At 60.0% G+C, this 24,074-nt stretch carries 17 protein-coding genes and 1 pseudogene; 4 read left to right on the forward strand and 14 right to left on the reverse strand.

The window, feature by feature from the left end:
* Nucleotides 1-82: 82 nt before the first annotated feature.
* From APH30_RS09005 to APH30_RS09025, 5 genes are all read right to left on the reverse strand, one after another.
* Nucleotides 83-2,350, reverse strand: coding sequence for an ATP-dependent DNA helicase (locus APH30_RS09005; RefSeq protein WP_054912292.1), 2,268 nt, complete (start codon nucleotides 2,348-2,350; stop codon nucleotides 83-85).
* Complete coding sequence (locus APH30_RS09010; protein ID WP_054912295.1) at nucleotides 2,347-3,996, reverse strand: VRR-NUC domain-containing protein; 1,650 nt, start codon at nucleotides 3,994-3,996, stop codon at nucleotides 2,347-2,349. Before APH30_RS09010 ends, APH30_RS09005 begins: the two co-directional genes overlap by 4 nt.
* 125 nt (nucleotides 3,997-4,121) lie before the next feature.
* On the reverse strand, nucleotides 4,122-5,483 hold the full coding sequence (locus APH30_RS09015; protein ID WP_054912293.1) for an aminotransferase class I/II-fold pyridoxal phosphate-dependent enzyme: 1,362 nt from the start codon (nucleotides 5,481-5,483) through the stop codon (nucleotides 4,122-4,124).
* Nucleotides 5,483-6,871: a hypothetical protein gene (locus APH30_RS09020; protein ID WP_054912294.1), complete on the reverse strand. Its 1,389-nt coding sequence runs from the start codon at nucleotides 6,869-6,871 to the stop codon at nucleotides 5,483-5,485. The genes APH30_RS09015 and APH30_RS09020 overlap by 1 nt, the downstream gene beginning before the upstream one ends.
* A gap of 483 nt (nucleotides 6,872-7,354) precedes the next feature.
* Nucleotides 7,355-8,377 (reverse strand): zinc-dependent alcohol dehydrogenase family protein, encoded by a 1,023-nt coding sequence (locus APH30_RS09025; RefSeq protein WP_054881113.1) that lies wholly within the window; start codon nucleotides 8,375-8,377, stop codon nucleotides 7,355-7,357.
* A 206-nt stretch (nucleotides 8,378-8,583) separates the two neighbouring features.
* Here APH30_RS09025 and APH30_RS09030 point away from each other — a divergent pair, with 206 nt between their 5' ends.
* The 3 genes from APH30_RS09030 (at nucleotide 8,584) to APH30_RS09040 (ending at nucleotide 12,536) form a co-directional block, all read left to right on the forward strand.
* On the forward strand, nucleotides 8,584-9,498 hold the full coding sequence (locus APH30_RS09030) for a LysR family transcriptional regulator (protein ID WP_029884809.1): 915 nt from the start codon (nucleotides 8,584-8,586) through the stop codon (nucleotides 9,496-9,498).
* 153 nt (nucleotides 9,499-9,651) lie between these two features.
* Complete coding sequence (locus APH30_RS09035) at nucleotides 9,652-10,920, forward strand: integrase arm-type DNA-binding domain-containing protein (RefSeq protein WP_054904295.1); 1,269 nt, start codon at nucleotides 9,652-9,654, stop codon at nucleotides 10,918-10,920.
* Nucleotides 10,921-11,288: 368 nt separating this feature from the next.
* On the forward strand, nucleotides 11,289-12,536 hold the full coding sequence (locus APH30_RS09040) for an integrase arm-type DNA-binding domain-containing protein (protein WP_024717430.1): 1,248 nt from the start codon (nucleotides 11,289-11,291) through the stop codon (nucleotides 12,534-12,536).
* A gap of 372 nt (nucleotides 12,537-12,908) precedes the next feature.
* On the opposite strand, the pseudogene APH30_RS09045 reads toward APH30_RS09040, so the two are convergent.
* A pseudogene (locus tag APH30_RS09045) lies at nucleotides 12,909-14,024 on the reverse strand (IS1182 family transposase); the annotation flags it as partial.
* Nucleotides 14,025-14,419: 395 nt separating this feature from the next.
* Between APH30_RS09045 and APH30_RS09050 the strand changes: the two are divergent.
* Nucleotides 14,420-14,818, forward strand: coding sequence for an FCD domain-containing protein (locus APH30_RS09050; RefSeq protein ID WP_161775543.1), 399 nt, complete (start codon nucleotides 14,420-14,422; stop codon nucleotides 14,816-14,818).
* A gap of 144 nt (nucleotides 14,819-14,962) precedes the next feature.
* On the opposite strand, the gene APH30_RS09055 is transcribed toward APH30_RS09050, so the two are convergent.
* From APH30_RS09055 to APH30_RS09090, 8 genes are all read right to left on the reverse strand, one after another.
* Nucleotides 14,963-16,255 (reverse strand): amidohydrolase, encoded by a 1,293-nt coding sequence (locus tag APH30_RS09055; protein WP_016488017.1) that lies wholly within the window; start codon nucleotides 16,253-16,255, stop codon nucleotides 14,963-14,965.
* A 500-nt stretch (nucleotides 16,256-16,755) separates the two neighbouring features.
* Entirely contained in the window at nucleotides 16,756-17,988 is a 1,233-nt protein-coding gene (locus APH30_RS09060; RefSeq protein ID WP_016488018.1) for an MFS transporter, read from the reverse strand.
* Between the two features lie 80 nt (nucleotides 17,989-18,068).
* Nucleotides 18,069-19,280 (reverse strand): M24 family metallopeptidase, encoded by a 1,212-nt coding sequence (locus APH30_RS09065; RefSeq protein WP_016488019.1) that lies wholly within the window; start codon nucleotides 19,278-19,280, stop codon nucleotides 18,069-18,071.
* A gap of 315 nt (nucleotides 19,281-19,595) precedes the next feature.
* A complete protein-coding gene (locus APH30_RS09070) occupies nucleotides 19,596-19,988 on the reverse strand; it encodes a hypothetical protein (RefSeq protein WP_016488020.1) in 393 nt (130 codons plus the stop codon).
* 86 nt (nucleotides 19,989-20,074) lie between these two features.
* Nucleotides 20,075-21,163 (reverse strand): ABC transporter ATP-binding protein, encoded by a 1,089-nt coding sequence (locus APH30_RS09075; RefSeq protein ID WP_016488021.1) that lies wholly within the window; start codon nucleotides 21,161-21,163, stop codon nucleotides 20,075-20,077.
* Between the two features lie 28 nt (nucleotides 21,164-21,191).
* Complete coding sequence (locus APH30_RS09080) at nucleotides 21,192-22,001, reverse strand: ABC transporter permease (protein ID WP_016488022.1); 810 nt, start codon at nucleotides 21,999-22,001, stop codon at nucleotides 21,192-21,194.
* The gene (locus APH30_RS09085; RefSeq protein ID WP_024717429.1) at nucleotides 21,998-22,915 is read right to left on the reverse strand and encodes an ABC transporter permease; all 918 of its coding nucleotides are present in this window, start codon (nucleotides 22,913-22,915) and stop codon (nucleotides 21,998-22,000) included. Before APH30_RS09085 ends, APH30_RS09080 begins: the two co-directional genes overlap by 4 nt.
* A gap of 24 nt (nucleotides 22,916-22,939) precedes the next feature.
* Nucleotides 22,940-24,067 (reverse strand): spermidine/putrescine ABC transporter substrate-binding protein, encoded by a 1,128-nt coding sequence (locus APH30_RS09090; RefSeq protein ID WP_016488024.1) that lies wholly within the window; start codon nucleotides 24,065-24,067, stop codon nucleotides 22,940-22,942.
* Between the last annotated feature and the right edge of the window lie 7 nt (nucleotides 24,068-24,074).

Here is a 24,074-nt window from a genome sequence, read left to right on the forward strand (position 1 = left end):
CATGGAAGGTGATCTTACCCCAATCGAGCCCCCTGAACGACCTTGGGCCTGCCTGCGCAGTGCCAGGTGCTGAACGCAGCGGTCAGGTACACTGCTCGCCTTGCGGCCACCAGCCCGGGAACATCTGCTGCACCCTCGGCTCGGCGAAACGCTCATCGATCAATACCAGTACGCCACGGTCCTGGTCCCCCCGGATCACCCTCCCCGCTGCCTGGATCACTTTGCGCACCCCAGGGTAGAGATAGGCATAATCGAAACCCGCGCCAAATTGCCGACCCAGGCGCTGCTTGAACTGCTCGTTGACCGGGTTGACCTGGGGCAGCCCGAGCGTGGCGACGAAGGCGCCGATCAGGCGGGTGCCCGGCAAGTCCACCCCTTCACCGAACGCACCACCCAGCACGGCAAAGCCGATGCCTTGGCCGTCGGCGACAAAGCGGTCGAGGAACGCCTGCCGCGCCGCTTCGTCCATGCCCGGGGCCTGGGCCCACAATGGGATCTGCGCGTAGCGCTCGGCCAGCAGCCCGGCGACCTGCTGCAGGTACTCGAAACTGCTGAAGAACGCCAGGTAGTTACCCGGCTGCCGCTCATACTGCCGGGCAATCAATTCGACGATCGGCGCCAGCGAAGCCTGGCGCTGCTGGTACCGGGTGGACACCTGGCTGGCAATGCGCACCTGCAGTTGTTCGGCACGAAACGGCGCTGCCACTTCCAGCCACGCTGTATCGGCCGGCATGCCCAACAGGTCGCTATAGAACTGCCGCGGGCTCAGCGTGGCAGAGAACAGGGTGACACTGCGCGCCGCGCGCATGCGCGGTGCCAGCAGCCGTGCCGGGGTGACATTGCGCAGGCACAAGGTCGCCAGCCGGCGCTTGCGCGGCCCTTGGCGCTGGCTGATATCGAACAGGAAATGCTCGTCGAACAGTTCGGCTACCCGGCTGAACTGCAAGGCCTGGTAGAAGAACTGCAGCACCTGCGGGTCGATGTGCGTGGGCGCCTGGTTCATCTGCTCCTGGATCAACCCGATACACTGCTGCAGGGCGCGCAACAGGTCATGCGGCAGCGCTTCGCTGGCCTGGTACGGTGCCCGTTGCTCTTTGTACAGGGCGTTCCACTGGCGGTTCAGGCGGTCCAGCGCACTGCCCAGCCCATGGGGTTTGCTTTGGCGCAACGCCAGCAACTGCCCCTGATCGAGGCTGGCGCTGTACATGCCCCGCCCGCGCTCGACCAGGTTGTGAGCCTCGTCGACCAGAACCGCGACCCGCCACTGGTTGAGCTGTGTCAGCCCGAACAGCAAGGCGTGGGCGTCGAAGTAATAGTTGTAATCGGCAACCAGAACGTCGGCCCAGCGGGCCATCTCCTGGCCCAGGTAGTACGGGCACACCTGATGCGCCAAGGCCACTTCGCGCAGGTGGGTACGGTCCAGCATCGGCACGGCCGCAGCGGCCGTGCGCGCGGCCGGCAAGCGGTCGTAGAAGCCGGCCGCCAGCGGGCAGGACTCGCCATGGCAGGCTTTGTCCGGGTACTCGCAGGCTTTGTCGCGAGCGATCAGTTCCAGGGTGCGTAGCCCGGGCTGGTTATCGCCCGTGGTGATCTGGCGCATGGCATCCAGTGCCAGCGCCCGACCCGGGGTCTTGGCCGTGAGAAAGAACAGTTTGTCCAGTTGCTGGGGCACCATGGCTTTGAGCAACGGAAACAAGGTACCCAGGGTCTTGCCGATGCCGGTGCTGGCCTGGGCCATCAGGCAACGGCCCGTGCTCACCGCCTTGTACAGGGTTTCTGCCAGTTGCCGTTGGCCTTGGCGGAACGCTGGGTAGGGAAAGCGCAGCGCCTGAAGGCCGTGGTCACGTTCGGAAAGGCGCTGCTGCTGGAACTGGGCCCAGCCCAGAAAGCGCTGGCACTGGACCTGGAAGAATGCCTGCAACTCAGCGGCCGTGCAGTGCTCACTGAACAGGGTCTGGCTATCGCTGTCGACGTCCAGGTACACCAAAGCCACCTCGATGCTCGCCAGTTGCCGGGCCTGGCACATCAGCCAGCCGTACACCTTGGCCTGCGCCCAGTGCAGCTGGCGGTGGTTGGCCGGTTGCCGGGCCAGGTCGCCACGGTGGGTCTTGATCTCTTCCAGCCGGTTGCAGGCAGGGTCGTAACCGTCAGCACGCCCCCGCACCCGAAGGCCTTCGAACTGGCCCTCCAGGGTAATTTCCGACTCGTAGCCGGCCGCACGCCGGGCCACTACCCGCTGGTGGCCCTCGATGCCCTCCTGGGCGGTGGGCGACGGCGTGAAGCGCAGGTCGAGGTCGCCGACCTTGGCACTGAACTCGCACAAGGCACGCACCGCCACGCTGTAGCTCAAGCGGCGTCACTCCAACGCACATGGCAGACCGCGACGGGCAGGCCGTGCTCCTGGCAGAATGCCAGCCAGCGCAACTGGTTGTCCTGCAGGCGGTCACCGGGGCCTTTGACCTCGACCATGCGATACCGCCCCTGCTCGGGCCAGAACTGGATAAGGTCGGGCATGCCCGCACGGTTGCTGCGAATGTCCTGCAGCAGGCGCACGAAGCAGTGCTTCAACTGCGCAGCCGGCAGGCAGGCCAGGGCCTGCTGCAGCAGCGCCTCGCTGAGCATCGACCAGAACACGAACGGTGACTGCAGCCCGTGTTTGGCTGCATAGCAATCCAGGATCGCCTGGTGGTGGCTACCATCGTCGAGCCGCGCCAGGCATTGCTCGAACAGGGCACTACGGCGCTGCTGGAAGTCGCTGTCGTGCAGATCCTGCGGCGCGGCCTGGAACGGGTTGAAAAAAGCGCCAGGCACAGGGGCGAAGATCGCCTCCCAGCACAGTAGGCCAAACAGGCTGTTGAACAGCGTGTTCTCCACATAATGGGCTTGCCCGCCCTCGGCGGCCAGGTGCTGGCGCACGGCCTCTTCAACGCCTAGCGCGGCGTGCTCACGGGGCAATTCCAGTTCGATCAGTGCCAGCGGCGCCACGCGCTGGCGGCGCTGTGGCGGGCCACCGAGCTTGCGCGCCAGGCGTGGCAACATACGCTCCAGCGCCTGGACCTCCAGTGCATTGGCCGGTGCCGCTGCCAGTTGCAACGCCAGGGCATGGGCCTGCGGCCAACGTTCGCTGCGCTCCAGCACCCGCACCTGGCGAATACGCGCCTGGGCATGGCTGCACTGCGCATAAACCGCCATGGCCTGGTCCCAGTCACCCAGGCGCTCGCATTGCTGGCCAAGGGCGAACTGCAACCGCGCACGGCGCCGGGCCAGCCAAGGGTTGTCGCAGTGCAGGTGCTGTATTGCCGTGATTACCGACTGAGGGTGTTCGCCCTGCTCCAGGCGCTCGGCACACTCATGCAGCACCATGGCCAGGTCGATATCGGCGCGTTGCTGCAGGGCACGCGAATCGGCGCTGAAGGGCACCTGCTCGTAGCGCAGCAGCCCCAGGTCGGCAAGCACGAACTCTGACCAGTCCTGGTAGAGGTTGCCGAAGAACAGCAGCCGCATGCGGTCGCAGAGCGGTTGCAGGCACCACTGCAAGATGCGCAACTCACTGCCCGGGTACCACTCGGCCAGAGACCGGGCGGCCAGTTGCAGCGGCTGCAGCTGGGCCAGCAAGTCATGCTTGGCGGCACGCGGGCGGCTCAATTGGGCGGCGAAACAGCACGCCAGTTCGTCTTTGCGCAGCAAGGCGAACAGTTGCTCCAAGTGCAGTTGCTCGGGCTCGCGGACCCAGCCCAGGGCCTTGAGCGGCTGCAGGGCCAGTTCGGTGTCGCCTATTTCCTCATAGACGAGGCGGTCGCTGCGAAACAATTCGCCCTTGCGCATCACCATGCGCACCATCAAGGCCTGAGCTGGCGCGCTCAGTTGGCCGAAGGCATGGATGAACGCCAGTTCCTGTTCATCGAGCAGGTCCTGGTAGCGCTGTTCGACCCACAGCAGTACCTGGCGGAAGTTGTGCAGGTAATAGAACGGGTCGTCGACGGAGTGGGCAATCACGGGCTGGGTCAGGTAGCGGAAACAAGGCACTGGTTATACATACAGACCCAGGGGCCTGGCAAGTGCCGTGGGTCAGCTCGCCCGTGCATGAACAGCCGCGAACGCGCCCTTGGGCATGCGGTGCCCTATGATTCAGCGGGGAACCGCCGCACCCGCCTGCGGCGAAGTTCTAGGGCCTGGGCCAGGCGCTGCACGGCTTGTTGCAGGTCGCCTGGGCAGTCGCCCAGCCACATCAGCGCCAGGTGCTGCCGGTAGCGGCCGTGCAAGCTGAACTGTTCCCCCGGCAATGCATGCAATGCGCAACCTGCCAAGGCCGTGGCAATGGCATCCCAGGCCAGCGGCTGCTCGAAGCGCACCCACAGCATGCGCCCGCCTTGGGGGGGCTCCAGCACCACCCGCTGGGCAAACTGCGCGGTCAGCGCGCAGGCGAGGTTTTGCGTGCGCTGCTGCAGGTTGCTGCGCAACGCCACCAGTTGCGCTTCGATATCGCCCTTGGCCAACAGGTGGGCCAGCGCCAACAGCCGCAGCGGCGCAAGGCGGAACGCCCGCTCGGAGAACGCCTTGGCCAGGGCGGTATCCAGGCTCAGTACGTAGGCATACGGCGCTTCGGGCCCTACTGCAGCCTCGAACGCCCCCATGATCATCAACCTGCGCGGATCGACCCAATCGCGCAGGCGGGTCGCGGGTGGGCCGCTGTAGCAAAGCTCGCTGTCCAGATCGTTCTCCAGTAGCCACACGCTGTGCTGGCTCAACAGCAGGCCAAGCTGCTGCTGGTAATGCAGGGAGACCAGCCGCCCTTGCGGCAGGCCAAGGCAGGACGGCATCACCAGCAGGCGGACCGGCTCGCAGCCCAACAGCCTGGCCACGGCCTGCAGGTCCGGGTTGCCACGTGGATCGGGTGGCACCTCCAACACCCGCATGCCAGCGCGCGCCAAAGCACGCAGCACGTGCCCGCAACAGGGCGACTGTACCAGCACCGTGGTGCCCCTTTGCAGGGCCAGCGCTGCAAGCAGCGTTTCCAGCAACGCCGGCACATCCGGGGCCAACTGAACGTCATCGGCCCGCCAGTACTGGCGCGAGCAACGGGTGTAACGCTCCGCCAGCGCGTCGCGCAGGCGCGCACTGCCCTGCACTTCCCAAGGGCCAGCGCCGCGCTCGCGCTGGCGTGCCAAGCGCCGCTCGTGGGTGAACAAGGCGCGCTCCAGCAACGGTTGTGCGGGCAGGGGCGCCTGCCGCGGCATGCCACCTTGCGGCAGGTCAGCCAGGCGAACGAAATAGCCGGAGCGTGGCAGGCAGTGCACGCGGCCCTCCTCCTCCAGCAGGCTGTAGGCGCTCTGCACCGTTGCCAGCGATACCCGCAGCCGCCGCGACAGCTCACGCAAGGACGGCAGCCGGTTCGGACCACCAGCCGTCGCCTGGCCAATCAACGCTTCCAGGTAGCGGTAGACCCGCCGATAAGCGAACTCGCCGGCCGCTGTTCGCGCCATCAAGGTTGCCTCATGGGGCTGTGCCGCCGTTCAGCGGCGTGGCGCGGTAACAGCCGCAAGTGCGCGTCGCGGCGCGCCAACGCACTGAGCAGGCGCCACGCAGGTAGCGGCATCTTACCGCCGTAGACTGCCCGCAGTTGCGCCAGTGATAGCCCACTGGTGTTCACCAGCCAGGCTTTGACCGCCGCGGGGCAAGGTTTGCCTTGCATGGCCCGGTGCAGGTAAGGCAACGCCACCAGCATGTCGGCATGGCGAGCGCGCAGAAAACGCTCGAGGTTCTTGCCCTGCCTGGCGAACGGTTTGCACAGCAGGCATTCCAGTTGGGCCTGGCTGAGGCCATAGGCCTTGCCAAACTGCAGCACAGGTTCGTCGGCAGGCTTGCTGTCGCCCGGCGCCCCCGCCAGCCTCAAGGGCGGCCGGGTGGCTTGAGGCTCCAGGCTGCGGGCCCGCAGTTCCTGCAACTGGGCCAAGGCCAATGGGTCGACGAACGCGGCCAACGGCGAGCAGGCCGTCTCGCCCGCCGCGAAGTGCCAGCCCAGCATGGCATCCAACTGCTGCCCGCCCAGCAACGGCGGCAGCAGGTCATCAATGGCTATCAACCGCACCGGCCCCCCCTTGAGCGCGGCCCCCGCAGGCTGATCCGCCGGGTTGCCGGGCGCCAGCCCCGTGGCCCCTTGCAAGCGCGCCAGGCCCTCGGCCAGCGTCGACAGGCAATGGTGGGCCAGGTAAGGGCCACGTTGCCCCGCCAGGCGCTGGCTACGCAGCGCCCACGCCAGGTAGCGGCGGCGCTGCCCTGCGGGCAAGGCGGTGACCATTGCGTCGGCGGGCGCCTGAGCCTGCAGCGCGAAGCTTACGGCCGCCGCCAGTTCCAGGTGCAGGCGGCTACCCAGCACCGCTTCTGGCCTAGCATCGACCAGGTGGCCAAACATCAGCAGCGCTTCCCTGGTCGGCAACCAGCGCTCGGACGCTACACGGGGGCGGCAACTGAACGGCACCACTTCGCGCCCCTCGATCATTTGCAGTTGCACCCGCGGGTCATCCTGCATGAACAGCGCACTGAAGCCTCGATCGAGCCCTTGCAGCGTAGGGCTGCCGGCCACCGGTAAGCTCACCACCAGCACGCGCAGTTGAAAAGTAACCGGTGCACGCATGGCGATGCTCAGCTGCGCAGCACGCAACATCGCCAGCAGCCGCGCACCCTGGCGGTCACTGCCTTGCAATACCTGCAGGCGAAAGGTGCCGATATATTCAGGCCCGCCTGCGGCTACCAATAAACGTTGTATCAACAACTGCAAGGAGGCCCGTTGCGCCTGTGACATATGGGCGAGCAAGCGTTCGAGTACTTGCTGGTAGATATAATGCATTGCCTGGTCGTGAATAGCAGTCACGGATCACCTCACCACTTCAAGTCGCCGGCGCACGCCCAAGCAAGTTGTTCAGGCTTACACTGCGCCAGGCTTTTACAGAAGAAACTTCCTACAATTGAATAAAGTGACGTGAGCCTTCACTGTCGCCAGGCCATGGAGAAGAATTCACCCCTGCAATGCTCTGATTCAGGCCTAGCCGTACGCATCCGTTACTCCTTGCACAAAGTATCATTGCGCCATTATCGAGTGATGCGAAGCGAATTGAAGATACAGATCACGGTAAAAAAACCATTCAGCAAAGCGCCAAATTCACCTTGACCCTCGAACCACCCACATGCAACCGCAAATAATTGGCGGCATGTTTCCAGTGGCATTTAATGAATGCATTATATGTAGTCCGCTTCGTCTTTTATTGTAGGAATATTCCCACTTTAGCGATGACGTGACTTTATTCCGCGCACAAAAAACCCGGGGCTGGCCCGGGTTCACGGTGAACTGCAGCGGTCAATGCTGCGCCATATCCAACACCACGCGCCCACCGCAAGGGCACTGGTCCATGTAGCGATGCGCCTCCACCACCTGCTCGAACGGGTACACCTTGATGATCTGCGGGGTCAGCAACTGGTCGGCGGTGAACTGGTTGATGTCACGCAAGGCACGCTGCAGCGCCACCTGGTCCTGGCTGATACCCAGTTCCGGCTTGCCAGTGAAGTTACCGATGCAGTGCACGTAGAACTGGATGTTTTTCTGGAAGGCCGCGCAGGCTGGGAACGGCGTCTGGTTGCCGCCTTGCAGGCCATACAGTACCAGGCTGCCCCGCGGTGCCAGCACATCGCCCAGCAACGACATCTGCGGCCCGCCCATGCCGTCCAGAACCATGTCCACGCCGCGCCCGTCAGTGTACTTGCCAACCTGCATCAACAGGTCCTGCTCTTCGGTGACGATCACCTTGTCGGCGCCCAGGCCCAGCAGGTAGTCACGCTGCTCGGCATCCTTGGTGGCGGCGAACACTTTAAGCCCCAGCGCCTTGCCCAACTGCACGAAAGCGGGGCCAGCACAGTGGCTGGCGTCGGTGACCAGGGCAGTCTGCCCGGCCTTGGCCCGTGCCAGGTCCACGTAGGCGAAATAGGCAATCAGCAGCGGCGTATAGTGCACGCTGGCCTCGATCGGGGTAAGCACCTGCGGATAGCGTGTGATCGCAGTCCGTGGCAGCACGATGACATCCCCGTATACCGGGTGGTCATTGGCGCTGGTAGCGGGAAAACTGGCAACCCGGTCACCCACGGCAATGTCTTCGATCCCTTCACCGACCGCCGTCACCACACCGGCCATCTCATGGCCGATACCGGCCGGCAGGCGTGCCTGCGAGGGCGCCAGGTTCTGCCGCCAGAGCACGTCATACCAGCTGACGCCAACCGCCTCGACGCGAATTTGCACTTCGTCGGCAGCGGGAGACGGTTCGGCCTGCTCCTCGCAACGGAGCACATCGGCAGCGCCGAACTTGTGGAAACGGATCATGCGGGACATCGCAAACCTCGCCTTTGTGAACCTCTAATTACCACTGACTCTATCCGGGCTTTTGCTGTTAGACCACCAGTGGTCATTAATAGTCGACATGCCTGTCATCGATTGGGCACCTGACATTCCCTGCAATTGGCACCCGTAAACCCGTGCAGGGTAACAGCCTTTGGCCTTAAGATTCACCCCTGCCCCCCTTCAGGCGAAGCGCACCGATGAATCGAAACGACCTGCGTCGTGTAGACCTCAACTTGCTGATTGTGTTCGAAACGCTGATGCACGAGCGCAGCGTGACCCGTGCAGCGGAAAAACTGTTCCTGGGCCAGCCGGCCATCAGCGCGGCCTTGTCGCGCCTGCGCAACCTGTTCGACGACCCGCTATTCGTACGCACAGGCCGCAGCATGGAGCCCTCGGCACGGGCTCACGAGATCTTCGCGCTGCTGTCGCCCGCGCTGGATTCGATTTCCACCGCGGTCAGCCGCGCAGCCGAATTCGACCCTGCCACCAGCAATGCCGTATTCCGCATCGGCCTGTCGGACGACGCCGAGTTCGCCCTGCTGCCGCAACTGCTCAAGCGCATTCGCGCCGAGGCCCCTGGCATCGTGCTGGTGGTGCGCCGGGTGAACTACCTGCTGATGCCGACCCTGCTGGCCTCAGGGGAAATCTCGGTGGGCGTCAGCTACACCAGCGAACTGCCCGCCAACGCCAAGCGCAAGGTGCTGCGCCGCAGCGCGCCGAAACTGCTGCGCGCCGACAGCGTGCCTGGCAGCATCACCCTGGACGACTTCTGCGCGCGGCCACATGCATTGGTGTCGTTTGCCGGGGACTTGTCTGGCTTTATCGACGAGGCGCTGGACGAGTTGGGTCGCAAGCGCCATGTCGTGCTGGCGGTACCGCAATTCAACGGGTTGGGGAGCTTGCTGGCGGGGACCGATATCGTGGCGACGGTACCGGACTACACCGCCGATGCGCTGACGGCTGCCGGCGGGTTGCGGGCGGAGGACTTGCCGATACCGGTACGTAGTTTCGAGCTGCACATGGCCTGGCGTGGCGCGCAGGATAACGACCCGGCGGAGCGCTGGCTGCGGTCACGGATACAGATGTTTTTTGGGGACCCCGATAGCCTCTGACCGAGTTCCACTGAGATCCAATAATGCTTCAAAAGCATAGACTTAGAGCAAATCATCGTCCGTTTCCGTCCATCGGAATCCACTCAATTCCAGCTTGACTGGGGGTATCTTTGGGGGACACCAAGCCCAAACTGAAAAAGATACCCCCACATCATGTCCCCCGAAAAACCGCCACCCTTCCGCCAGAAACTCAGCGATGCATTCATTCGGTCGTTGACCACATCAGGCAAGTACGCCGATGGCGACGTGCCGGGTCTCTATCTACAAGTGCGTGCCTCGCTCAAGCCTGGCAAATCTCCCTCCCGGCACTGGCGACTGAAGTACCGTCTTCGCGGCAAGGAAAACGTGTTCGTGATCGGCAGGTATCCGGATGTGGGCTTGAAAGAAGCCCGCGAGCTCGCCCGGGCAGCGCGCAATAGCGTGGCCAATCACATCGACCCACTCAAAGCCAAAAAAGCCAAGATTGAGGCGCAATGGCTAAATGAGTCACGTACGTTCGCCTACGTCGCTGAGGAGTGGATGAAGTTCAAATCCGCCGACCTAGTCAGCAAATCCGTCGCAGGATTTCGCGGCGCACTGCAGAACCACATTTTACCCGCTATCGGCGAGCGGCCCGTCAGCGAAATCAAACTCGAGCACATCACCGCGATCATTACCGAGTTGCGATACAAGCGAATCATGGCGATGGCGAGGCGCGTGCGGACGATCATTCGCTCCATCCTCGGCTTTGCCGAAGGACGTGGCTGGGTCGAGCGAAATGTGGCCCTGAGCAACACTGAGGAACTCAAGATCCGCCACGTGGTGACCAGCAACCCGGCCATTGAGCGGCCTGCTGATCTGGGCAAGTTTCTGCTGCGCCTGGATGATCTGAACCTTGGGAGCGTGGCCTATGCGATGCGCCTACTGGTGCTGTTGCCGGTTCGGCCGGGCGAACTTGTGAAGATGCGCTGGGAGGATGTCGATATGATCGGCGCCGATTGGCGATATGTGGTCAGCAAGACCAAACATCTGGACAAGAGCAAGCATATCGTGCCGCTCCCAGAGCAAGCGCTAGTCCTACTGCGCGAGCTGCACAAAGATCGGTTGGTTGATGATGCCGGTCACGGCTGGGTGTTCGGATCGCCTGTCTATCCAGGCCGGTCAATCGATGCGACGTCCATCCTCAAGTCGCTGCAAAAAGTCTGGCCTGAGTACGCAATCACCGCTCACGGCTTTCGGGCTACCTACCGCACGATCGCTCATGAGCATTTGGGCATCGATCCAATTGTACTGGAGCTGTCGCTATCGCACCGGATGCCAGGTGCGCTGGGAGCAGTTTACGCACGCGCTCAGCTCTTGAGTCAGCGCCGGGAAGCCGCGCAACTGTGGGCGAATTACTTAGATCAGCTTCGGAACAATACAAAGCTAGCGCTTGCAGATTAATCGCCGCCCCCTGAATTGAAGCCCAACGGTAACGGCCCCAGTCGTCTTTCTTCCCGTAACACGCCAAACGAATTTGGCGGAGTATGCGGGATTCGAACTCAACAGCACAGCTCCAAAAGTCAAAATTTTTACTGATAAAAATCAATATCTTATGAAAATCAGTTCGAATGCAGCGTAGTCATTCGAAGTGTGTTTCCACTCCCGACCACCGGCATCCAAAACCCGACGCCCGGCCGCTCTAGAACGGTATATTGCGGGTAACCTAAATGTTGCCACAGTCTTCTAGCTTCCGCCCAGTTCCGTCTGTTTCCAGGCTGTGAGTGGGGGACCAACTGGGGGACCAGATTCAGAGATCGGAGGTCACCACCATGCCCAAGCTCACCGCGAAATTGATAGAAAACCTCAAGGACTATGGCAAGTACGATGATGGCGATGGCCTGCGCCTTGTCATTCGAAAGTCTGGAAAAGCGTGGGTGCTGCGCTACCAGCTTGCAGGCAAGCGCAAGGAAATCGGCTTGGGCCCCTACCCTCACTATGGGTTGAAGGAGGCGCGCTCCCGCGCCGACACTCACAGAGCATTGATTCGGGAGGGTATCGACCCTTTGACACATAAGGCTGATGCACTCCAGCAAGCTGAAGCTGCTCGGATTGCTCGGGATCTGAACCTTGAAAACACCTTCCGCGCTTGTGCCGTGGACTACATCGAAGCCCATAGAGCTGGCTGGAAAAACGCAAAACACGCGCAACAATGGGTCAACACTCTTACCACGTATGCATTTCCCTTTATCGGAGAAAAGCCAGTCGACGAAGTTGAAACAGACGATATCCTGAAGATTCTGAATCCGATATGGACCGCTAAGCCTGAGACAGCGGCCAGGGTCAGAAACCGGCTAGAACTTGTTCTCGATGCTGCCAAAGCACGCCGGCTGCGCACGGGTGAAAACTCCGCTCGCTGGCGAGGTCACTTGGACAAGCTTCTGCCTAGAAGAAGGCTGGCAGACCGTGGTAATCATCCCGCTCTACCTTGGGAGCAATTACCAGCCTTCATGGCAGAACTAGAGCAATCCTGGGACCTTAGTTCAACTGCGGTGAAGTTAACCGTGCTGTGCGCTTTGCGCACAAGCGAAGTGATAGGTGGGTATTGGGAAGAGGTTGATCTGGACGAAGAAATTTGGACTATTCCGGCTTCCCGGATGAAAGCCGGGCGCCAGCATCGAGTACCGTTATCTAAAGCCGCCCTGCATACGCTCAGGTGCCTGAAGGCGGAAAGCAAAAGTGGGTTGCTTTTCCCGGGGCGGAGCATTGGTCGACCGCTCTCGAACATGGCAATGCTACAAAAAATACGCGGTATGGATGAGAAGTCCTTAGCCAACGACGGACCAGGCTGGCGCAACGAAGCGGGTGAAGTCATCACCATGCATGGTTTCCGATCAAGCTTCAGAGACTGGGCTGCCGAGACAACTAACTTCGCCAATATCGTCCCTGAAATGGCCTTGGCGCATAAAATCAGTAATGCGACTGAAGCAGCGTATCGACGAGGCGATCTGCTCGAAAAACGAAAACAGCTTATGGAGGAATGGGCTCGCTATGCACTGTCAGGTTGCAAAGCAACCTGACCAAGGCAAGGTGCTGGCTGAACTGAATTAAAGGATGAAAGACAGTCTCGAACTCAGGCAGACATCATTGGCATCTTTGTGCGCCACCAAGCTTCCCTACGCAACTGCCCCACCCCCAACGCAATCTGGAGTACCTTTCGGCGCTCCCGCGCTAGAATCTGGAGATTGCAGGTAACTCATGAACGTCCGCTATCGACCCAGGCTGTGTGAAAACGCAGTAAACACGTCGAAAACTGAGAGTCGCGCGGATTGCCTGTGGAATTAGCAGGCGAGAGCGTGAATAGCCCTACCCAGCGAAGTAGACATTTGTAGTGCTATATGGGCCGCGTCAGCGGCCCATATAGCTGTTTGCGGGCCAGCAAGCGGCGGGGTTTACGCCCTGATTGCCTCAAGTAGCCCTGCGATGCCGAAGATGCTCATCATCCGTTTGAGGTTGTAGGCGAGCACGTGAAGGCTCATCTCAGTGCTTACCCTCGGCAGGGTTCTGGTCAGGAAGTGGGTACTTCCCATCCAGAATTTGAGCGTGCCAAAGGGATGCTCCACCGTCTGCCGGCGAACCTTCATCTTCCCTGGATCTTGCTCCAATCGGATTTGCACTCTCTCGACTACTTCTTCATGCTCCCAGCGCTTGAGTCGCCGCTCTTTACCGGTCGTACACTGCTTCTGCATGGAGCAGCTCTGGCATCCTGAAAACCAATAGCAGTGCAGTAACATGCCGTCCTCCATCGAGGAATGCCGGCGCGTCAGCAACTGGCCCGCAGGGCATCGATATTCGTCCGATGCAGCCATGTAGGTGAAGTCCTGCTTGCCGAATCGGCCTTCCGCTTTGCTGCTCGATGTCAGGGGTTTCGGTACAAAGGTGGTGATACCCGCCTGCTCGCAAGCAAGGACTTCCGGGCCTTTGTAATAGCTTCGATCAGCGACCACTGTCAGCGCCTCAGCACCGATTTCTTCACGTGCCTGGTTAGCCATATTGCTCAGTTGCCCGCGATCATTACCAACGTTGGTCACCTCATGGGCAATGATCAGATGGTGCTTGTCGTCGACTGCTGTTTGTACGTTGTACCCAACTGTGCCGGAGCCTCGGCCGCTTGTGGCCATTGAGCGGGCATCTGGATCGGTAAGAGAGATTTGCTGATCGGGACTGGCGTGAAGCTGCGCCTCAATGTCCTTCAGTTTTTGCATCTGCTGTTTCAGCTTTTCGACTTTGTCTTTCAATCGCTCAGTCTTGGCCTCGGCCACTTCCGGCGCTGCCCGATCGGCTGAATCCATTGCCGCTAGATAGCGGTCGATGCTCTGCTCGATCTGCTGCATGCGCGCCTTCACCTTGCCTTGAGTGAAATTGCGGTCGCGGTTATTCACGGCTTTGAATTTGCTGCCGTCGATGGCGATGAACGATTGGGAGAAGAGATTGAGGTTGCGGCAAAGCACGACGAACTGTCGGCCGACGCTGCGAATGGCTTTACCGTTATCTCTGCGAAAGTCGGCAGGCTTCGCAGCCAGAAGCCCTCGCCTCGCGCCATAATGCGTGGTGGCACCATGGCCGGCAGGAACGGCCGCGAGTAGGCATCGGCAAGGGCGGCGATGACCTTCGGCCAGGTGGCCAGACGGGAGACATCGGCGTCGGTCAGGAATACGGTGGACACGTTTGCCACCAGGTTGTCGAGATTTTGTACTGCGTCCATAGGGTCCTCCAGAACCGTTGTGCCAAGTCTATGAAGGGCGGCACTGACGAGCTATGCGAGAGGACCCAATACAGTTATCTATAAATTGCTGATCGCTTGAGTATTGAAAAATAGATAACTGCTTTGTAATTGCTCCGGACGCAGGTGGGCATGGGCTCAGTTATCCTCCGCGTGTACGCAAACAACACGTGGACTATCATGTTCGAAATTGATGAATTGGCCGCCTTCGAATATCGACTGGTGATCGAGATGGCTGCGGCTGCACTCGCCGCACAACGCCGCAGCGTACGGGACTTAGAACGTATGGCGCGCAAGCTCGACGACCTCTTGGGGGCGCAGATTTCAACTGAGTTCGAACGTTCCGACCTGAATTTTCGTGAAGCAATGGGAGTAGCGAGTGGCAACAGGTACTTGCTCGATGCTATATCCAGCTTCAACACTCAACATGCTTCGACGACGATCGAGACGCAACAGCATATTATCGAATATCAAGCAATTTATCAGGCCATTAGCAGTAGTGACATTGAGTTCGCCAGAGCTGCAGTACATCAGCAGCTAATAAAATGGCATAACCGCTCAAAAGACCTTTCTCAGTAGGAGAGCACTGCCCTTCCAGATCTTCGGGATGACGGGATACTAAACGCAGGGTATCTTTTGTCACTGCAAAAACACTGCATATCAGTTGATATCGCACTGCTTTGCATATTGGCAAGCGCCGCATGACCGGCGCTACATCCTGAATTACTGCTGAGTTGCATGCTCAGACAAAAAATCAACGGCGGCCGCCGACATCGCCCGCGCGCCAACGATCAGCGCTTTTTCATCGACGAAGAATTTCGGGTTGTGATTCGGTGCTGCCTTGGCCGGGTCCTGCCCGTCGGGTGTCACGCCCAGGTAGAAGTAGAGGCCGGGTACCTTGCCTGCGAAGAAGGAGAAATCTTCCGAAGCACCGACCAGAGGGGTGGTGGCGACCTTGCCATAGGCCGCACGCTTGAGCACTGGCGCCATCTGCTCGGTCAATTGCTCATTGTTCATCGTCATGTCATAGGCCGGCACGATTGATACCTTGGCCGTAGCACCGGCGCTTTCGGCTATCTTCTCGGACGTGAGCTTCACATCGTGTGCCACTTGCGCACGTACCGCCGGATCGTAGGTACGAATGGTGCCTGCCATGTCGACGCTTTCCGGCACGATGTTCGGTGCACTACCACCTTTGATCATGCCCACAGTGACCACCGCTGGCGACTGGGTGAGCTTGGTGCGGCGGCTTACCACCGTCTGCAGGCCGTTGATGACCTGTGCAGAGGCCACTACCTGGTCGACAGTGTTCCAAGGCATGCCGCCATGGCCCTGCTGGCCTATAACCTTGATGTTCAAGTCGTCACTGCTGGCGGTCGTGGCACCCGAACGCCAACTCAATTGCCCTGAAGGCCCAGGCATGACATGCACAGCGAACACCGCATCAGGCTTGAGCTTGTCGAACAGCCCTTCCTGCAGCATCAACTGCGCCCCCCAACGCCGCCCCTCTCCGCCTTTGACCAGGCTCGAGCCCTCTTCAGCCGGCTGGAAAATGAACATGACCTTGCCCGGCAGGTTGTCACGCATGCCTGCAAGGATTTGCGCAGTTGCCATCAGCATGGCGGTATGGGTGTCGTGGCCGCAGGCGTGCATCACATCCACCTGCTGGCCATGATAGGTACCCCGCGCGGTCGAGGCGAATGGCAGGCCCGCAGGCTCCTTGACCGGCAAGGCATCCATATCCGCGCGCAGGGCGACGGTAGGGCCCGATTTGCCACCTTCGAGAATTCCGACCACTCCCGTGCGCCCGATACCCGTATGGACTTCGAGGCCAAGCTTTTCAAGGTGCTCGGCGACCAGCTTGGCAGTGCGTGTTTCCTGCTCGCCGAGCTCTGGGTGCTGGTGGATGTCCCGTCGCCACTCGATCATCTGCTGCTCGACCTGGGCAGCGCCGATAAAGGCCTGCTCCTCGAGAGGGTTCGCTTGGGGGGATGCGTGGCAGGCAAACGACATCATTGCCAGGCACAATGCACTGATCGAGGTAGAGGGTCGGAACAATTTGCTAGCTGATATAGTGGAAGCCTTGATGGTTTTTCGCGTAGATAGATCAATAGGCTGAACAGAAAAAGGACGACCTCACCCTAACAATTACCTAGCTAACTATCAATATGAACGTATTCCTGAATGCTTGGTTGGATCTCGATGGCCTGTAGACACAAAGCCGTGCATGCTGGCGCAGTCCTTTGCAGAGTTCCTCGAAGGACTCGCACAGCAAGGCCTCCTTGCTTTCTATTTGATTGTAGATAGAACTGCATTTCATACCTAAAGACTGGCGGTACAAGAAACAGATGGATTCTGGAAAGCAGAAATGAAATCCACAACAGCTATTGCGACCTCAACGACTACCAATCAGCCAAGTGCAAGGTTAACTTCGCGCCACAGCACCACAAGCGCAGGGTAGTCTTTTCTTCATGTTCCTAGCGCTCCGGTGACTAGGTGTCAGCTGAAGGATAGCGCTAATAGCGGGCTGCCACGAGTCGGCGTCGGCCTGAGGTATATCCGAAATACAGCATCGCTACGCCTACCCCGCTAAGAAATATCTCAACGTGCGCATAGCCAATGACCGGCGTATAAAGCACCCCGACCAGCAACGGCCCGAGTGCGCCCAGGCCGTAGCCGACGCCTTGCACCATACTCGAAAGTTCTGCCGCAACCTGTGCGTTTGCCGAGCGCAGCACAATCATGGTGATGGCAATGGAAGTCAAGGCACCTTGCCCGATGCCTTGTACCCCGCCCCACAGCCATACCGTGTCGAGCGGCGCGGACAGGCAGCCGAGAAAACCGACCGTGGTGAGCACCACAACAACCACATTGAACCAGGATTGACTCGGCAAGCGTGTGGCTATCAGCGGCCCGAGCAGACAAGCGACCATTTGTAGCAGGATTGAACTGGAGACGATGACGCTGGACTCCAGCGGCGTCATCCCCCGTCCATTCAGAAACGGGGCGAGCCAGCCGAACACGGTAAACGAATACATCGATTGCAGCACCATGAACAGCGTGAGTTGCCAGGCTAGCGCGCAGCGCCACACCCCTCGTACGCGCGGCGCAGCCTTGGGTGCCAGCGCACTGCCCTTGGGCAGTTGGAAAAGCCAGCAGGCACAGGCTGCCGCTGCCGGCACTGACCACAGCGCCAACGCCGTCGTCCAGCCACCGCCCAAGGTGCTTTGCAGCGCCAGGGTGAACCCTGCGGCAGTCGCCGCACCGCTCAACAGCGCCATGGAGTAGAGGCCGGCCATCAGCCCGGTGATCTTGGCGAAGTCGCGTTTGATAAGCCCAGGGAGCAATACGTTGATGATGGCGATGGCGCTGCCAATGACGATCGAACCGACCACCAGGCCGCTGACGTTCCCGGCGCCACGTATCAATAGCCCTGTGGACAACGCCGCCATCAATACCAAGATCGTGCGCTCTGTGCCTATTTTGCGGGCAAGCCAGGGCGCCACGGGCGCGAACAACCCCAGGCAAAATACAGGCAGGGTGGAAATTGCACTGGTGGCGGCAGGCGTCAGGCCTAGGTCGCTGGATATATCGGCAAGCACAGCGCCGAGGCTTGGGTACGCAGTGCGGAGGTTGAAGGCTACGAAAATGATGCTGCAGGCGAAATAAAAAAGCCGCGAACCCTTGGCAATTGTGCCAGGTTGCGGCAGCCCCCGTTCATTGCGAGCGTGCGCTGTCGCGTACTCCACACATGTCCTCCTTGAACCTTGGCATGGAAAAAGTCATACGGATAAAAAAAGCCGCACAGTTTCCTGTGCGGCTTGCTCGGTTACTTCTTGATGATGTTGTGTTCTGGGCCGTATGGGAACTTGGTGATGTTTTCAGCGCCGTTTTCGTTGACGATCAGAATGTCATGCTCGCGGTAACCACCCGCACCCGGCAGCCCTTCGGGCAGCATGATCATCGGCTCGATGGACACGACCATGCCAGGTTCCAGCACGGTGTCGATGTCTTCGCGCAGCTCAAGGCCAGCTTCACGGCCGTAGTAATGGCTCAGGGTGCCGAACGAATGGCCATAACCGAAGGTGCGGTATTGCAGCAGGTCGTGCTCGAGGAAAATCTCGTTCAACTGGTGGGCAATATCGCTGCAACGCATGCCTGGCTTGATCAGCTTCAGGCCGGCCTCGTGGACCTTGACGTTGACCTCCCACAGGCGCAGGTGCTCATCGGAGCAATGGTCGAGGAACAACGTGCGCTCCAGCGCGGTGTAGTAACCGGCGATCATCGGGAAGCAGTTGAGGCTCAGAATGTCGCCCTTGTTGACCTTGCGAGAGGTTACCGGGTTATGCGCGCCATCGGTGTTGATACCAGACTGGAACCAGGTCCAGGTGTCCATCAGTTCGGAATCGGGGAAAGTGCGGGCAATTTCACGGACCATGGCCTGGGTGGCATGCAGCGCCACTTCGTACTCAGGCACCTGGTCACGCAGGGCCTCAACCACCGCAGCACCACCGATATCGGCAACGCGGGCACCGTGACGAATGATGGCGTGCTCTTCAGCCGACTTGATCATGCGCATGCGCATGCATGGCGCGGCGACGTCCACCAGCTCGGCCTGGGGATAACGGCTGGCCAATTTGTCGCGGTTGACCAGGTTCAAGTGGTCGAACTCGATCCCGATACGTCCGGCCTTGGGCAAGGCTTGTTGAATCGCGACAAAGTAGTTATCGCGCTGCCAGTCGGTGTAGATGATGTTTTCGGTGCCCACGGTACGCCGCCATGGCTGGCCACCGTCGATGTTGGCGCTGATCGACACCACGGCATCCTGAGTCACCACCAGGGCATAAGGACGGCCGAACGAGCAATACAGGAAATCGCTGTAGTAGTTGATGTTGTGATAAGACGTGAAGACAGCGGCGTCGATATTGTTCTGGGCCAGGTAGCTGCGCAACTTGGATTGACGGTTGGCGTATTCCTGGTGCGAGAACGTCGGCTTAACTTTTTCGCCGTTTTGAATCTGTATTGTTTTCGGCATTTGCATGTCTTCACTCCTTGGTAGGTGATCAGTAGAGAGGCCCTGTTTTGGGTGCCACTGGAGATCATTCGAACAGATAAAAGGCGGCCTTTTTTGCGCGAATCCGACCCCTAGATGATCAGATCCGCCTTGCTGTAAACGCCGCTATGGAAAGGACAATATTGCCCGCCACTGCCGTACAGGCCTCGCTGCGGCAAGAACAGGCAGAGGTATAGATGAGGGGGAATGAAGGAGAGGAAACGCGCGATGTCGCGCCCATTGCAGGCGCGGATCAAGATAATTATCGAGGCAGGTTCAGCTCTGGTAGCGGGTGAACACGCGCTACGGGGACAACCGGGCAACGCCGATGAATTCGGCCAATTCGCCGACATCGAGCGTGCGGCAGGTCGGTTTGGTCAGCAGCGCCAGCGATTCGCGGACACTGTCGTCGGTACACAACTGCAATTCACTGCCAAGGCACAGAATCAGCACATCGAGGGGCTTGGCCTGGCTCAGTTGCACGGTGGCCGCCACGATGCCATTGTTGGCCTTCAGCGGCTGGCCCTCAAGGCTCAGTATCTGCCATTCGCAGACCACGCAGCGGGCCACGTCGTTGGCTTGGCGCAAGGGTTCCAGCGCAGCGGCCAAGGCATAGAAATCGAACCCTTCGGCCAGCAGGAAGCCAATACGCACGGCGCTGGCCAGGTTTTCGCTGGTTTCAGTCAATTGCTGCATGTACTGCCTCCTTCGGGTCAACTGGGCGTGGGTACGTCTACAATTGTCCACGCTGCCGCCCCTGCGCAGATGTCAGATATCGACCTCTAATTGCCACGTAAAATCAGCGCCCGCGCATCGTCCCACCCGACATGCACCCTCTGCCCGCTCTTGAGCCCAAGTAGGTCGTAATCCGCGTACGGCTTCTGCACTTGCAGTTCCAGCCCGTTGGCGGCTTCCAGGTATATGTTGACCATTGACCCAATGAATTCCTCCCCCATCACGGTACACGCCAGGCGGCTGGCTGTGGTCGGTTGCGCGGCGAGGTTGATATGTTCGGCACTGATGCACAGGGTGACCTCTTCCCCTACCGCAACAGATCGGTCTTCGGGCAAGCGTGCCAGAAAGCGACCATACGCCGAGTCCAGTTGCACCAGCCCGGTGTCGTCGAAGCCAAGCACAACGCCGCCAAGCATGTTCTTGCCGCCGACGAATTCAGCGACAAAACGGTTGTGCGGTTCGAAGAAAATATCCTTGGGCGTGCCAATCTGCTCAACCCGGCCACGGCTCATGATCACCACGCGGTCAGCCATGGCGAAGGCTTCGGATTGGCTGTGGGTGACATAGACGAAGGTGATGCCAAGGTCCTTCTGCAACCCAGTCAACACCGCCTGCATGCGCACGCTCAAGTGCGCATCGAGGGCACTGAGCGGTTCGTCCAGTAGCAGTATCGGGGGCTCGGTGACCAGTGAACGCGCCAGCGCCACCCGCTGCCGTTGCCCGCCAGAAAGCATGCTTATATCACGGTTGGCAAACTCGCCCAGGTCCAGGCGCTCTAGCCAGTGCAGGGCTTTTTTGCGCCGTTCAGCTTTGCCCATGCCGCGCATGCGCAAACCGAACTCAACGTTTTCAAGCACGCTCAGAAAGGGGAACAGCGCCAGGTTCTGCCACACCAGCGGGGTGTCCCTTTGCCAGGAATACAGGTCGTTGATGCGCTCGCCGTTCAAGCGAATTTCACCGCTGCTGGGCTTGTCGAGCCCGGCAAGCATGCGCAGCGTGGTGGTTTTACCACAGCCACTGGAGCCCATGATCGCGACGAACTCGCCCTTGTAGATTTCCAGGTTCATCGGTTCGACAGCGACGTAACTGCCGAATTGTTTGGTCACGTTATCGAATACCACTAACGGTTGAGTCATGGGGAGCTCCTGCGTCGGCATGGGATGTTCAGCTTTTTTTGCCGTCAGCCGGTTTCTTCTGCCGGCGCATGAGCAAAACCTGGGCAACGATCGTCAGCGTGATCGTGGTGATGAAAACGATCGTGCCTATCGCATTGATGGTCGGGCTGACCTGCCCTTGCAAAGTATTGAGGATGCGTACCGGGACTGTCTCGTTAAGGCCCGAAACGAACCAGGCCACCGCGAACTCGTCGAACGACACGGCCATGGTCACGAACAGTGCGGCGAAAATGCTCGGGGCGGTGAACGGCAGGATCACGTAGCGCATGGCCTGCCATTGGCTGGCGCTCAGGTTCCAGGCGGCGGCCTCCAGTTGCGGGGCCATCTGCGCCAGGCGCATGCGAATCACCGCCATGGCGAATGGTGAGCACATGACGATGTGGCAGATCATGACGGCATACAGCTCGCCGGACAGGCCGATTCGCGACAAGAACGCGAGCATCGCCAGGCCCAGAATCACCACCGGAATGGTAGGAGGCAGCAGTGCCAATGCCATGTACACCGACTTGCCAAAAAAGTGATAACGAAAGTCGGTATAGGCGGCAGTGAAGCCCAGCAGCGTGGAAACCAGCGATACCACCACACCGACGACCAGGCTGTTGTTGAAGGCTTGCCAGACTTGCGGGTCGGCGGCAATCGCTTCGTACCAGCGCAAACTGAAGCCACCCAGGGGCAAGGATGGGAAGCGGTCGACGTTGAAGGAAAACACGAAGCTGCCAATGATAGGCGTGAGGATGAACAAGAACACCAGGACGACGAAGCTGCGCAGCATGAAGTTGATGACACGATGTTCGTTCATGCGCGCCTCCTGTAGGCGTGGCGAACCATCAGGAACGCCGTGGCCAGCAAGGTCACGATCATCGTCGTGGCAATAACCGCCGCGCGTGGCCATTGCTGCCCCGATTTGGTCGTGTCGGTAATCAGGGTGCTCAAGGTTGGTGGTTGGCCGCCCCCTAGATAGAGCGGGCTGACAAAGTCACCGAAGGTCATGATGAAACAGAACAGTGCGGCGATGACGATGCCGACCCGCGCCGATGGAATCACTACCCCAAATACCGTGCGCAGACGGCCCGCGCGCAAGTTGTGGGCAGCTTCGATCAGCGTGCGGTCGATGTACATGAGGCTGAACAACTGCAGCAACACTACCAGCGGCAGGCACAGGGTGAAGTAACCCACATAGCTACCAAAACTGGTATTGAGCAAGGGCAACGGCCCAATCCCCAGCAACGCCAGGGCGCTATTGAGCAGCCCCTGGTCACTGAGAAAGACTTGCCAGGAATAGGTGCGCACCAGGTAACTGGTAAAAAATGGCGTGATCAACAACAGCACCAACCATTGCCGGGTCGATTCGCGGAACTTGAAGGCAATTGTATAGGCGCACGGAAAGGCTACGGCACTGATCAGCACACTGGCCCCCGCCGCCATCGCCCAGGTGTGCAAGTAGGCATCCCAGAAGTACTCGCGGCTGAACAGGTACTTCCAGTTCAGCCACTCGAACGCAGGGACCATGCGAAAGTTGCGCACCAGCCAAAAACTGATGGTCAGCAGAAACAGCAAGGGCGCTACAAAAAACAGTAGCTGCCAGACCAGTATCGGCAGCGACAGGATCAGCCCATACCCCGGTAAGCGCCAGGTGCGCTTGCCGAACTGCCCACGCGTGCGTGCAGGCTCCTCACTGGCGGGCAGTGGGGGCGATAGCTTGTTCGAAATCATTACGCCGCTCCTGTGTAGGCGCCATCAAGCGCCCTTGTACTGCGACCAGAAGTCGTTCCAGTCCTCCAGGCTCTGCTGCACGGGGAGCGCGCGATACTGAATACGCCCCTCGCGGATGTCGTCCATGACATTGCGCTGGCCCAGTACCATGCCTTGGCGTCTGGCTTCGGCAAGGTCGGTCTTGTTCAGCAACTCCCAGCCGCGCTTATTGGGAATCAGCGCCGGGTAAGCCTCCATCTTCGCCGACTTCACCTGGCCTTCAGGGGAGGTGATGTATTGAATGAACTTCTTCGCAAGTTCCGGGCTGTGGGCTTTCTTGGCGATGCAATAAGACTCGGTCCATTGCAGGCCGCCCTCCTCGGGTATCACTGTTTTTACCGGTGCCCCGGCACGCTGCAAGACCCCGGTAATCCAGTCGCCAATGCCACACATCGCGTGGATCTGGCCGTTTTTCAGGGAGGAGAAGGTACCGCCATAATCGAAGAACCCGGCCACTTGTCCGCGTAGGCTCATGGTTTTGTCCTGGAGCCTCTTCCAGTGCGCCGCGTCGATGTCGTAGGGCAGCCTGTTGCCATTGAGCAAACTGATCTGGCCCAGGTTTGGCAGGTGCCAGTCGAAGTGGCCGACCTTGCCCTTGAGGCTATCGTCCCAGAACACCTGGTAGCTTTTCGCCTTGGACTCCGGCAGCAACTGGGTATTGAAGGCGATACCGAGAAAGCCGAAGCGGACCATGACCGAATACAGTTCATCGCCCTGCCAGTGCCCTGGAAAGTGCTGAAACTCTGGGTAGAAGTCATCGAAGGGATAATCGGCAAGGTCCAGTCGCTCGATATAGTCGGCGGCGTTGAGTTGTTGCACATACTCGGCATCCGACAGGATCAGGTCGAAGGTGCCCGGTGGTGACTGCGAAATGAGCCCCAGCATGTTATCGCCGCCGGTGTAGTACTTGGCCCGCACCTTGACCCCATGCTCGCGCTCGAAATCCGCGACGATGTCGGGCGCGGCGTGGCCTGCCCACGCCAGTATCACCAGTTCTTTTTCGGCTGCGCCAAAGGTTCTGTTCGGAAGTACCCCGGAGAGCGCCGCCACACCGGCCAAAATGCTGCTGTTCTTGATGAATGTACGGCGTGAAAAATCGGCGCGACGCGTCATGGAGATA

Source organism: Pseudomonas sp. NBRC 111127 (assembly GCF_001320345.1).
GTDB classification, from domain to species: Bacteria; Pseudomonadota; Gammaproteobacteria; order Pseudomonadales; family Pseudomonadaceae; genus Aquipseudomonas; species Aquipseudomonas juntendi.

Coding starts and splice junctions, on each gene's coding strand:
- APH30_RS09025 (WP_054881113.1), bottom strand. CDS start 8,377: ATGTCCCGCATGATCCGTTTCCACAAGTTCGGCGCTGCCGATGTGCTC.
- APH30_RS09070 (WP_016488020.1), bottom strand. CDS start 19,988: ATGCAGCAATTGACTGAAACCAGCGAAAACCTGGCCAGCGCCGTGCGT.
- APH30_RS09030 (WP_029884809.1), top strand. CDS start 8,584: ATGAATCGAAACGACCTGCGTCGTGTAGACCTCAACTTGCTGATTGTG.
- APH30_RS09055 (WP_016488017.1), bottom strand. CDS start 16,255: ATGATGTCGTTTGCCTGCCACGCATCCCCCCAAGCGAACCCTCTCGAG.
- APH30_RS09040 (WP_024717430.1), top strand. CDS start 11,289: ATGCCCAAGCTCACCGCGAAATTGATAGAAAACCTCAAGGACTATGGC.
- APH30_RS09015 (WP_054912293.1), bottom strand. CDS start 5,483: ATGGCGCGAACAGCGGCCGGCGAGTTCGCTTATCGGCGGGTCTACCGC.
- APH30_RS09035 (WP_054904295.1), top strand. CDS start 9,652: ATGTCCCCCGAAAAACCGCCACCCTTCCGCCAGAAACTCAGCGATGCA.
- APH30_RS09075 (WP_016488021.1), bottom strand. CDS start 21,163: ATGACTCAACCGTTAGTGGTATTCGATAACGTGACCAAACAATTCGGC.
- APH30_RS09050 (WP_161775543.1), top strand. CDS start 14,420: ATGTTCGAAATTGATGAATTGGCCGCCTTCGAATATCGACTGGTGATC.
- APH30_RS09080 (WP_016488022.1), bottom strand. CDS start 22,001: ATGAACGAACATCGTGTCATCAACTTCATGCTGCGCAGCTTCGTCGTC.
- APH30_RS09085 (WP_024717429.1), bottom strand. CDS start 22,915: ATGATTTCGAACAAGCTATCGCCCCCACTGCCCGCCAGTGAGGAGCCT.
- APH30_RS09090 (WP_016488024.1), bottom strand. CDS start 24,067: ATGACGCGTCGCGCCGATTTTTCACGCCGTACATTCATCAAGAACAGC.
- APH30_RS09065 (WP_016488019.1), bottom strand. CDS start 19,280: ATGCAAATGCCGAAAACAATACAGATTCAAAACGGCGAAAAAGTTAAG.